Below are 10954 nucleotides of genomic sequence, written 5' to 3'. Positions count from 1 at the left end.
CCTCGGCCTGGCAGTGACCCGTCGGCGAGGCGCCGGCGCCTCGGCGCGGCCTGCCGAACCGCGGGCGTGACGTGTCGGCCGGACAGGTCGGCGGACACGCCGGACGCCGACTGACGCGCCGGACACGTCGATTCGCACCCCCGGCTCCGGGCCGTCGGCCGGGCCCCACCAGCCGACCCGCACGGCGCGAGCCGGGCGGAACAGGCGACGACCCGCGCCCGATTCCCTCGCCCGCCCGCCGCGCTCCCGCCCCAACCCACCTCCTTCTCCTAGTCGTCGGCGGGCGTGGGGGTCGTAGAGGGGATGTCAGCGAAAGTGGAAGCCCCCGACCACGCGGGCCTACCTGCGGGAACGGGCCGCGCCGGAATCCGGGTCGCGCAAGAGTTGTCGCAACAGTTGGCGCAACAGATGTCGCGTGAGTTGTTGCACCCCCGACCACAGGCCCGACCACGGCCCGGTGAGACCCACTGGGTCTCACTCTCGGTACGGTCGCCTGCATGAGCACCACCAACCCCAGAGACCCCGACGGCGAACCGCTGTGCGCCTGGTGCGGCGGCCCGATCCAACAGTCCGCCGTCGGCCGGCCGAAGGACTACTGCTCGCGCACCCACCGCGAGTACGCGTACCGCGCCCGCCGTGAGGCCGGGATCAGGATCGCCGGGTACTCACGCGGCCTGGCCGACGCGCGCGCCAATTCGTCAACTGACGGAACCCGACAGGACCCTGTTCCGTCAGTTGACGAAACGATTCCCGCAGGTCGGGCCCCGGTTCCGCCGCAACCGGCCGCGCCGTCCCCGCCGCCGGTACGGCCGTCGCCCACCCCGCCGGAGCCCCGCCGCCGGAGGCAGACCTCGGCCCCTCCGGGCGACCAGGCGGCGCTCCCGCTGCCCGGCTTCCGGTTCGGCATCGGCATCGGCGGCCCCGTCCTCCCGGAGCTCCCGGAGGACGCCGACGGCGAGTAGTCCCGCCGGCCTTCCGCGCCCGCGCCCATGAGGCGGGGCCAGAGCGGGGGTTCCCTCCGGTCGGGCGGCACTCACGGTGGGCCGTGCGGGTGTCGTGGGTGCGACACGCTTTTCGTCGCGCCCGCGGCGGCCGTGCGGCATGGTGCGGAGGGTCGTCCGACCGGAGGGAACCCCCGCGACCCGCCGACCACCCACAACCCGCACCCGAAAAACAGGCTGCCCCTCTGGGAGCGGTGGCCGGGGGTGTGGGGGCAGAGCCCCCGCTGTCTGTACGCGCGCTGGACAGCCGGGCGGGCCCGGGGCAACAGAAAGCCCCCGCCGTGGCTCGGCAGGGGCGTAGGGGCGGCCTTGGGGGCGAGGCGGGGTCATTCAGGGATGGGGACCCTCGCGCCCGGAGCGTAGACGTCTTCCCAGTAGCCCAGTGCCTGGTCGTCGTCGTGGAAGGTCACGGCGGTGACGAGGACGGCCACAGCGGAGTGCGGAGGGGCGTCGATCTCCAGAGCGTTGAGCTCATCCTGGGATGCCTGTCGGGCCTGGGCCAGACGCTGGCCCTTCACGACCTGGCGGCCGGTCCGCTCGGTGTAGAGCTTGTCGAACTGCTTCACCATGCGCACGTCGTCGGCCAGCTCAGGGACGGCCGCGATCGTGTGGGGCGGATAGACGGAGACACCGACGGACGTGGGCTTGTCGTCCTGACGGAAGACGCGGATGCGGATCACGGCCTCGTCGCCTGGCTCCAGATCGAGGGCCGTGCACACCTCGGTGTCGTAGACCGACCGCCAGATCACCTGGTGACCGGATGAGGTCTCACCTGGCGCGTAGCGCCGCCCGTTCGTCTCCATCCGCTTCAGCCGGTCCGCGCCGGTGATGACGATGGGGGACTTCTCAACGATGGTCCCCAGCGCCCCGCGAGAGGTGACCAGGCCCTCGCTCTTGAGCACGGCCAAGGCGCGGCTCACGGTCTTGGCCGCCACACCGAACTGGTCGCGGATCTCAGCGACTGACGGGAGTGCGTCGCCTGGGGCAAGTTCCCCGTTCTTGATCAGCGTGCGGAAGTGGGCGGCCACATCCGCATACCCCTTCCCCTCCGGCGCCTTGTATGCCATGGCTTCTCCCTGTTTGTCGGAGCGCGGTACACCCCCGAAGGTACATCAATGACCCCCCCAAGGTACATCCTTGCACCCGATCAGTGCTTGATGTACCTTCGGGACGTCGGCAAGGTACGTTAAGTACCTCCTGGCCGATTGATTCGTACCTTCGGGCGCTCACAGGAGGACAAGTGGCGGACAACGGATCGGCCAACAGGGCCGCCAACCGGCAGTACCGACAGCAGCAGCAGGCACGGAACCCGTTTGTCGACGCGGCCACGGGTGCCAAGGGCACGAAGAACTTCACGGGCTTCGCCCCGTCGTTCGGTCTGAACGTCAACGTCCAGGCCAACCGGAACGGGGGCTCCGGCAGCTCTGGCTCCGGCGGTAGTGGGCAGAACGCCAGCCACTTCGTGTTGGGGGAACCGCAGTTCGCCAGCACGGACGACGTTCGTACCTACTGCAACCACGTCCGCGCGCTGATGCTCCAGGCGTCCATCGAGCTGGCCATCGCCGCGAAGATTTTGGAGGCCCGCCTGGGGCAGGCTCAGCCGCTCCCGGGCGACAACGCCGTGCAGACCAAACTCCGGGCCCGGAAGGTCGCCCGGAAGCTCAAGAAGGCCGGTGACGGCGCGACGGCGGCCGCGAAGAACGCGGTGGCCGCGTACGGCGCGTTCCAGCGCGAGTACGCCGATCTGATGCGTCCGCGCCCGCAGCGCCAGGCCCCCTCCGTCAACCCGTTCCAGTTCTGAGAGGCGGTACGCCATGACCAGCAAGGAAGCCGCGCAGCAGCAGGAAGACCGCCTCAACTCCGGGAGCAGCGCCTCCGGGATGGGCGCCTGGCTGTGGCACCGGGCCAAGCCGTACACCCCGCCGTGGATCCTGACCGGCGCGGTCGGTGTCGCGGGCGCCGGCGCCAACACGATGTGGTCCGACTCGCCTTGGGGTGGGGTTGGTCTGACCCTCGCCTCGGTCGGCCTGACGGCCGCGACCTGGTGGGCGGGCCGGGACGCCAGCTCCCAGCGTCGCCTGCACTCGGCGATCACCGTGGCGGCCGGGTCGACCTGGGTGACCGCCGCCGCGCTGTCCGGTCCGATGACCGGCCCGCTGCCCGACCTGTACGCGATGGGCGGCGCGACCCTCGCTCTGACCTGGAACATCCGCCAGATCATGCGGACGTCGACGCCGGAGACCTCCGCCTCCGACTCCGACAAGGGCCTGCTCGAAAAGGTCGGCCTGGCCCGCACCAAGCTGAAGAACGTCACGGTGGAGCCGAACCGGGTCACCGTCCCGTACGAGCTGCCTGCCGGTGAGCTGACCACCGACGACGTCTCCAAGGCCATCCCGAGGATCGCGTCGGCGCTGGACGTGCCGGTCACCGCGATCCGTCACCAGGCCGACCCGGAAAGCGCGAGGCGAGGGCAGTTCGTGATCGTGCCCGAGGACAAGCTGAAGACCCCGACCATCTGGCCCGGGCCGTTCGCGCCCGGCCAGAGCGTCGAAATCCCGCTGCGGATCGGCGTCTACGACGACGGCAGCGACCTGGTCCTGCCGCTCCTGGACGCCATCCACCTCCTGGTCATGGGGATGACCGGCTCGGGCAAGACCGAGGGCGCGCTGGACATCCTCCTGGAGATCTTCAGCCGCAAGGACGTCGCGGTCTGGCTCGCCGACGCGGCCAAGAGCGGCCAGGACTTCCAGCCGCTGCTGCCCGCGTTCGACTGGGCAGCGCTCGACACCCCGTCCGCCTCGGCGATGGTCGCGGCCGTCCAGGCGGTCATCCCCGCGCGCACCAGCTGGCTGCGCGACCACAGCTACCGCGCCTGGGAGCCCGCGGTCGCCGAGGTGCAGACCGACCCCGCGCACTCCTGCGCCAAGGCCGGGGCCTGCGGGTGCGACGGGATGCCGTACCTGCTCGCCTGGTTCGAGGAGGCCGCCAAGCTGCTGCGCGAGCTCGGCGACGACGTGTTCACCGGCATCGCGCAGGAGGCCCGTTCCGCCGGCGTCTCCCTCGTCGTCAGCATGCAGCGCGCGTCCGGCTACCAGCTGTCGACCGACACCCGCGCGAGCCTGCCCGCCGCGATGTGCTTCGGCGTGAAGGGCGACGACGCCTCCTTCGCGCTCCCCGAGGAGGTCCTGGACGCGGGCGCCAACCCGGCGGCCTGGGCGAACAAGCGCAAGGGCTACGTGTACCTGGTGTCCGCCGGGGTGGACGAGGACCTCTACGCCAACCCCGCGCGGACGTTCTGGACCGGCCCGCCGGCCGAGGGCACGTACGAGCGGATGGCCCGCTACGTGGTGGAGCAGTTCGCGTCCGTCCGGCCCGAGCTGGGTCCGGTGACGGCGGCCGCCGCCGAGCGCGTGGCGGGCGACCTGTTCACCAACCGCCGTGCCCGGGCCGGGATCGAGGGCGCCCCGGCCGTCCAGTCCACCGTCCAGCCCGCGCAGTCGACCGAGCAGCAGGAGTCCGTGATGGAGATCGCCCGCTACGTCGACGCCGAGGACGCCGACCTCGACCCCACCGCCGAGCTCCCCGCCGCCGAGGGCACCGCCGCCCTCCCCGAGGCCAAGCCCGGCCCGGAGGAGGCCCGGGAGCTCCTGGACGACATCATCGCCACGCTCGCCTCGGTCGGCCCGGGCACCGTCGCCGTCCGCCAGATCACCCCGTTCCTGGAGCAGATCGGCCGGGACCGCTCCTGGGTCTCCAAGCAGATGAAGCGCCTCGCCGAGGAGGGCCGCCTGGCCGCCACGGGCGAGGACGGCGTGTACCGCCTACTCCCCCAGCTCGCCGGGGTCTGACCGACCCGCACAGCCCCGCACAGCCGGACAGCCCGCACAGCGCGAGTTCCCACGTCACGCGGCGTGTGAATAGGGCCGCACACCGGCCCGCACACCGCCCGCACAGCTCCACCGCACACCCCGCCGCACAGCAGACGGAGGGCCGCCCGATGCAACCGGGCGGCCCGCCTGGACAGCCACGGAGGAACCCCGTGACCACCGATCCGCAGTATCACGTACCCCGCCCGCTCACCGCTGCCGAGGCCGCCGAGGAGGCCGCCCGGCTGATCAAGGAGGCGTACCAGCCTCAGCCGGAGCCCCAGCCGGTCCCGACCTCGTACCGCGAGCCCGGCTACTCGTACTCGCCGGTCCCCGCGATCGGCACCACCCCCGCCGTCCCCCAGCCCGACTCCCGGATCGCCCCGCAGTGGGCCGTCGGCGTCGCCGTCGCCAGCATCGGAGTTGGCGCCGGCACCCTCGGACTCGGCTGCGGAGCCTGGTTGTTCTTCCAGGGGCTGTCGTCCGCGACCCTGATGGGCGCGCTCACGGTCACCGGTCCGGTCGCCGGACTCGGCTTCGTGGTCACGGCCATCGGTTCCGTGATCGCCAAGGTCAAGGCCGGGTCGACCACGCACGTCTACCAGGGCCAGGTCATCCAGCGCACGGAGATCAAGGCCACCGCGTCCGGCTTCCTCACCAGCTCCAAGGCCGGGAGGAAGTGACCATGCAGCTCAACACTCAGCAGCAGGTTGAGGCCGCCGAGAAGATCCTCCGGCTGAGCTGGATCATCGTCTTCGGCGTCATCCTGTTCTCGGTCTTCACCGTCACGCCGCTGGTCGAACGGTCCACCCCGCCCGGCTGGGAGTGGTCGGCGCCGATCCTGCCCCTGGTGGTCGACGTCGCCGTGGTCATCTCTATCCGGGTCGACGCCATCGTCGCCCGCCTCGGCGGGTCCACGAGCGGCTGGCCGGTCGTCCTGCGGGTGCTGACCGGTGGCACCAGCGTGTTGCTCAACACCGGCTTCTCGGCGCTCAAGGGCGACGCGGTCGGCGTCGGCGTGCACATGGCCGCGCCCGTGGTGCTCATTGTGGTCGCCGAGGCGTCGCTCAAGTGGCGCCGGGAGATCGCTGCCGCTGCCGCCCGGATCGAGGCTGAGCGCCGGGATGAGCAGGAGGCCCGCCTCCGTGAGCGCCGTGAGCGCGAGGACCGCGTACGGGCCGACCGCGAGCGTGAGCAGGAGGCCCTGAGGCTGGAGCGTGAGCGGCAGGAGGCCGCCGAGCGCGAGCGCCGCCAGGAGGGCGCGGCCGAACGTGAGCGCGAGCGTGAGCACGCGGCCTCCCTGGCCCGCCAGGAGCGTGAGCACGAGGCGGACTTGGAGCGGGCCCGCGAGGACCGTGCCGACAGCCGCCGCCGTGAGGAGCAGGAGCGGATCGACCGCCAGCACCGCGAAGACCAGGACCGCGCCGACCGTGAGCGCCGGGAACAGGATGCCGCCCGGAAGGCCAAGGAGGCAGCCAAGACCGCCGAACGCGAGCGAAAGGCCGTGGAGGCCCGGGCAACCGACGCCGAGCGCGTGAGCCCCGCCGTGAGCACCCCCCGCCCGGCCATGAGCGCGGTCGTGAGCACCCCCGCTCACGAGACCGCTCAAGACGCCGAGCCCGTTCAGAAGATGAGCATCGAGCAGGCCCGCCAGGCCGTCGCCGACGGCATCCGCGACGGCCGCTCACAGCGCGAGGTCGCCGCGCTCACCGGTTGGTCCACGGGCTGGGTCGCCGCCCGCTTCAAGGAGATCGAGGAGGTCGCGGCATGAGCACGCCCACCCAGTCGGCGCTGTCCGCCCTGTACGCCGAGGCGAAGTCGGAGATCGGCGTCACCAACTCGAAGGCGAGCCTGCTGCTCGCGTTCGTCGGCGCGGTGATGGCCGGCGCCTTCACCGTCGCCCAGGACCTGCCGTTGGACGTCCCCGCCTACGTCACCGGCGGGTTCGGCCTCCTGCTCCTGGCCGTCGCGGCCGGTCTGCTCCTGCGGGCCGTCCGTCCCAACCTCGGTGGTGGCGGCGGCTTCCCGCTGTGGGCCACCCTCACCCCGCAGCAGCTGCTCGCCCTCGCCGAGGAGCGGGACCTGGCCGCCGAGGTCGTCGCCCTCTCGCAGATCGCCGTCGCCAAGTTCGTCTGCCTGCGCCGCGCCGTCGACCTGACCTGCATGGGTGGCGCCCTCCTGGTCCTGACCCTCGTCACCCTCCTGGAGCGGTGAGCCATGGCCTGCGACCACTGCAACCACGTCCTGCGGGTCCTGGACCGCTACCCGGCCGGAGACACCCGCGGCTCCCTCAAGGCCACCCACCGTGCCGAGGAGGCCCGCCAGGCGGGCCAGTCCGCCGCCCACGTGCACTACTCGCCCACCCAGGACGCCTACCTCGTCGTGATCGGAGTCCAGCGATGACCCGCAAGCCCGCCATCACCGACGCCGAGCCGCACATGGTCGTCTCCCACGGCGCCGACTTCTTCGGCGAGGACCGCCACCCGCTCAAGGTCTTGGCCAGCATCGCCGGTTACGCCGAGGGCTGCCTGTCGGCGACCGCCCGCCGCCCGCTGGTCGACCTGCTCAAGGACCCGGGCGAGGGCGGGGCGATCCCGCCGGACAAGGCGGTCGCGGTCGCCGAGTTGCTGATGAAGATCGCACGCCACCGCTGGACGAAGGCGCCGGCCGCCGCGCACGCCCGTGCCCTGGCCGACGCAGCCGACCGGGCCGCCGAGGCGGGCGAGCCCTGGGAGTGGCGACGCGAGTCCTGACCGACTGAACGACCGAGCCCCGCCGGTCAATTCGACCGGCGGGGCTTTCTACGGCTCGTCAAACCCCACCAGCCCCACGGCCGTCAGGCGCGGCGGGGGGAACGTCCGCCACACAAAGTGGCAGGATCAACCCCAGCAAAGCGAAACGGCCCGGGGGCCTAATCCCGGACCGCTTCTGACGTCACACCCGGTCTTCCACAACCAAGGGACTCGTCTGTGCCCAGCGTACGGGACGCTTCGGCGTCTGCAACACCCACCGCCCCGCGTGCCGCCGGGCGGGACGGCAGCCACTGCTGCAACCGGCCTGGATGCGGCAACCGGATCATCCGGACCCCGGGCAAACGGCCCAAGATCTACTGCTCCGAGGCGTGCCGCAAGGCCGCGAAGCGGATCATTGCCAAGATCACCAATGGCGGGGAAGCGGCCAACGGTGCTGGTGAGGCAAATCCGGACGCCCTTGGGAAAGAAACAACAGAGTTTCCCGCACCCCTCCGACCTGCGGAAACGCCGGACGGTGTGGATGGGGAGAGCCCGAGAGGCGACAGCCTCTCGGAAGGAAGCGACGCGAAGCGGAGCGATGCAGCCCGCGCCCGCAAGCGAGAGCGCTACGCCCGGCGCCGGACGCTGTGGCGGATCACCGGGGACGGGGCGTGCAAGGGCTGCGGACGCGCCCTCATGGATCCCGCCTCCGGCGTGATCGTCGCCCAGACCGCCGCCGGGACCTCGGTCGTCCTCGGCCTCATGCGCTGCGGGCGGATCTGGCTCTGCCCCGTGTGCGCCGCGACCATCCGCCACAAGCGGGCCGAGGAAATCACCACCGCCGTAGTCGAGTGGGTCCGACGCGGCGGGACCGCCTACCTGGTCACCTTCACCGCCCGGCACGGCCACACCGACCGGCTCGCCGACCTGATGGACGCGCTCCAGGGCACCCGCAAGACGCCGGACGTCCCCCGGCGGCCCGGCGCCTATCAACGGCTTATCTCCGGCGGCACGTGGGCCGGGAGGCGGTCCTCGGACGGCGCCCGGCACCGTGACCGCGAGGGCCTCCGGGACCGGATCGGCTACGTCGGCATGATCCGGGCGACCGAGGTGACCGTAGGCCAGGTCAACGGCTGGCACCCGCACATCCACGCGATCGTGTTCGTCGGCGGCCGGACCGAGGGCGAGCGGGCTGACAAGCGCGTCGTCGGTGTCTTCGAGCCGACCGAGAACGGACTCAAGGAGTGGCAGGACCAGTGGCGGTCGGTGTGGACCGGCGCCCTGCGCAAGGTCAACCCGGCGTTCACGCCCGACCAGGAGCACGGCGTCGACTTCAAGCGGCTGGAGACCGAGCGCGACGCGAACGACCTCGCCGAGTACATCGCCAAGACCCAGGACGGCAAGGCGCCCGCGCTCGAACTCGCCCGCGCCGACCTCAAGACGGCGGCCGGCGGGAACGTAGCGCCGTTCGAACTGCTCGGCAGGATCGGCGACCTGACCGGCGGTGTCCCGGAGGATGACGCGGCGGGCCAGGGCTCGCTGGAGTGGAACCTCGGCCGCTGGCACGAGTACGAGCGGGCCACCAAGGGCCGCCGCGCGATCGAGTGGACCCGCTACCTCAGACAGATCCTCGGCATCGAGGGCGGCGACACCGAGGACGACGACCTCGACCTGCTCCTGGCGGCCGACGCCGACGGCGGCGAGCTCCGGGCCGGAGTCGCCGTCACTGACGAAGGGTGGGCCGCGGTTTCCCGCCGCGCTCTGGACCTCGCCACCGTGGAGGCCGCCGAGGGCACCGACGGCAACACCGACCCTGCCGCCATGGGCGAGCGCGTGCGCGAGGTCCTGGCGCTCGCCGACGTCGCCGACGCGGTCGTGGTGCTCACCTCCGGCGAGGTCGCCGAGGCGTACGCCGCGATGCTCGAATCCCTCGCCCTCCGGCGCGAGGAAGCATCTGCTCGACGCCGACGCGAGAACGACGACCAGGACGACGACACCGACCCCGCCGTCCTCGAGGAGCGCGCCCGTCGGCACCTCGCCCGCCGCGTCGGAACTCCCCAGGAGTGACCCCGGCCGGGATGGCGGCTCCGGCGAAACTGGGCCCAGTAAGCAATAACTCGCTGTCCCCGGTTACTGCGCCCCCACGTCCTCCGGGACGTCGCCGCCGGACCGTGCCCGGGCGTCGGCGGACCGGCTTACTGATATCAGTGAGCACTACCTTGCTGCCCCCGGTTACTGCCCCACTCCCCGCGCGGGAGAGGCCCCGGGGACCGGTCCGCCGGCCACCGCCAGGAGCACGGCCAGCCGAGCAAGTTGGTACCGAAGGGGAGCTTCCGCGAGCGGAGCAAGCTATCGGCGAAGACACTCTTCGCCGTCCCCGACCGAGGGCGGTCGGGGTGGGCCTCCGGCAGGCGCTGGCCATGGTCCGGCCGTCCCCGGCCGACCGCTCAATGTCACATTGAGCACTAACTTGCTGCTGCTGCGGTGTCCGGGGTGACGCCCGGCCCGAGGTTCCGCCGGCCTTTCCGGTCGGCGACGTCCCGCCGCTCGACTTCCCCCAGGAGTGCACCCGGCTCAACGCGTTCGGCGGCCAACAGCCGCGGGCTTGGGTCGTCGGTCGGCGTGCTCCTGGTGGTGCTCGGACCGATGCCGAGTCGACGTCGCGCTGTACTCATGACGCGAGTCTGCCGCCCTCGCACACGCGAGCTACGACCGGAGTGCAAGAGGTGTGCTGATTTTGATCACGCTCCTGCTGACGGCTTCGCCGCTCGCTTCGCGATGATCGTTCCGATCACACCTCATGCATTACGAATGACCTCGGCTCCGACTGCCTCCTTGTGACTTTGTGAATGCAAGAGCTTTGACGCGCAGCGTGGTCCGCGAAGCGGGCCGCCGGGCTTGCGCGTTCGTGAATGCAAGAGGTGTGCCAACGCGCAGCCGCGCAGTCGCGCACACGCGTAGGCGCGCACACGTACGCGCACCTTGAGAGGCGGCTGGAGACGGTGCGACGGCTCGTGATGATGACGATGACGACGGGCCGCTGGGCCGTGATGCATAGGTGTGGGCGATCCGTTCGAGCACTGTCCGGCGGACCGGATGGCAAAAGTGCTAGAGGTGTGCGGCTGTCGAGCGGTCGACGGCCCGGGCGAGGACGGCGTGACACCTCTTGCAACTCGGGTCGCCGCGCAGCTGCTCGTGCTCCTGGTGGTCGTCGGCGTACGTCATCTCGCAGACGTACCGCAGCCGCCGAGGACGTACGCGGCGACGGCGGCCGGGCTCCTCGGCCTGGCAGTGACCCGTCGGCGAGGCGCCGGCGCCTCGGCGCGGCCTGCCGAACCGCGGGCGTGACGTGTCG

11 protein-coding genes are annotated in these 10954 nt (G+C 71.7%); 9 read left to right on the top strand and 2 right to left on the bottom strand.

The window, feature by feature from the left end:
• Positions 1-497 precede the first annotated feature (497 nt).
• Positions 498-962: a hypothetical protein gene (locus KVT45_RS53770; protein WP_217562238.1), complete on the top strand. Its 465-nt coding sequence runs from the start codon at positions 498-500 to the stop codon at positions 960-962.
• 365 nt (positions 963-1327) lie between these two features.
• Here KVT45_RS53770 and KVT45_RS53765 read toward each other — a convergent pair whose 3' ends face one another.
• On the bottom strand, positions 1328-2068 hold the full coding sequence (locus KVT45_RS53765) for a GntR family transcriptional regulator (protein WP_217562236.1): 741 nt from the start codon (positions 2066-2068) through the stop codon (positions 1328-1330).
• 173 nt (positions 2069-2241) lie between these two features.
• On the opposite strand from KVT45_RS53765, the gene traA reads away from it, so the two are divergent.
• From traA to KVT45_RS53725, 8 genes are all read left to right on the top strand, one after another.
• Positions 2242-2802 carry a plasmid transfer protein TraA gene (traA, locus tag KVT45_RS53760; protein ID WP_217562234.1) on the top strand — a complete coding sequence of 187 codons (561 nt, stop codon included), beginning with the start codon at positions 2242-2244 and terminating at the stop codon, positions 2800-2802.
• Between the two features lie 13 nt (positions 2803-2815).
• A complete protein-coding gene (traB, locus tag KVT45_RS53755) occupies positions 2816-4849 on the top strand; it encodes a plasmid transfer protein TraB (RefSeq protein WP_217562232.1) in 2034 nt (677 codons plus the stop codon).
• Between the two features lie 191 nt (positions 4850-5040).
• Entirely contained in the window at positions 5041-5550 is a 510-nt protein-coding gene (locus tag KVT45_RS53750) for a hypothetical protein (RefSeq protein ID WP_217562230.1), read from the top strand.
• A gap of 2 nt (positions 5551-5552) precedes the next feature.
• Complete coding sequence (locus tag KVT45_RS53745; protein ID WP_217562228.1) at positions 5553-6638, top strand: hypothetical protein; 1086 nt, start codon at positions 5553-5555, stop codon at positions 6636-6638.
• Positions 6635-7081, top strand: a complete 447-nt coding sequence (locus KVT45_RS53740) for a Pycsar system effector family protein (protein ID WP_217562226.1) — start codon at positions 6635-6637, stop codon at positions 7079-7081. Before KVT45_RS53745 ends, KVT45_RS53740 begins: the two co-directional genes overlap by 4 nt.
• 3 nt (positions 7082-7084) lie before the next feature.
• Positions 7085-7270 (top strand): hypothetical protein, encoded by a 186-nt coding sequence (locus tag KVT45_RS53735; RefSeq protein ID WP_217562224.1) that lies wholly within the window; start codon positions 7085-7087, stop codon positions 7268-7270.
• The gene (locus tag KVT45_RS53730; protein WP_217562222.1) at positions 7267-7620 is read left to right on the top strand and encodes a hypothetical protein; all 354 of its coding nucleotides are present in this window, start codon (positions 7267-7269) and stop codon (positions 7618-7620) included. Before KVT45_RS53735 ends, KVT45_RS53730 begins: the two co-directional genes overlap by 4 nt.
• Positions 7621-8295: 675 nt before the next feature.
• Entirely contained in the window at positions 8296-9666 is a 1371-nt protein-coding gene (locus KVT45_RS53725; protein WP_217562220.1) for a protein rep, read from the top strand.
• A 1041-nt stretch (positions 9667-10707) separates the two neighbouring features.
• On the opposite strand, the gene KVT45_RS53720 is transcribed toward KVT45_RS53725, so the two are convergent.
• Positions 10708-10954, bottom strand: a 247-nt coding sequence (locus KVT45_RS53720) for a hypothetical protein (RefSeq protein WP_217562218.1), incomplete at its 5' end; no start/stop codon positions are given.

The organism is Streptomyces sp. GbtcB6, from assembly GCF_019091475.1.
GTDB lineage: Bacteria > Actinomycetota > Actinomycetes > Streptomycetales > Streptomycetaceae > Streptomyces > Streptomyces hyaluromycini.
This window is presented reverse-complemented; position numbering and strand designations above follow the sequence as displayed.

Excerpts from the sequence above, each read along its gene's own strand:
- KVT45_RS53770 (WP_217562238.1), top strand. The coding sequence starts at position 498 with ATGAGCACCACCAACCCCAGAGACCCCGACGGCGAACCGCTGTGCGCC.
- KVT45_RS53765 (WP_217562236.1), bottom strand. The coding sequence starts at position 2,068 with ATGGCATACAAGGCGCCGGAGGGGAAGGGGTATGCGGATGTGGCCGCC.
- traB (WP_217562232.1), top strand. The coding sequence starts at position 2,816 with ATGACCAGCAAGGAAGCCGCGCAGCAGCAGGAAGACCGCCTCAACTCC.
- KVT45_RS53745 (WP_217562228.1), top strand. The coding sequence starts at position 5,553 with ATGCAGCTCAACACTCAGCAGCAGGTTGAGGCCGCCGAGAAGATCCTC.
- KVT45_RS53740 (WP_217562226.1), top strand. The coding sequence starts at position 6,635 with ATGAGCACGCCCACCCAGTCGGCGCTGTCCGCCCTGTACGCCGAGGCG.
- KVT45_RS53735 (WP_217562224.1), top strand. The coding sequence starts at position 7,085 with ATGGCCTGCGACCACTGCAACCACGTCCTGCGGGTCCTGGACCGCTAC.
- KVT45_RS53730 (WP_217562222.1), top strand. The coding sequence starts at position 7,267 with ATGACCCGCAAGCCCGCCATCACCGACGCCGAGCCGCACATGGTCGTC.
- KVT45_RS53725 (WP_217562220.1), top strand. The coding sequence starts at position 8,296 with ATGGATCCCGCCTCCGGCGTGATCGTCGCCCAGACCGCCGCCGGGACC.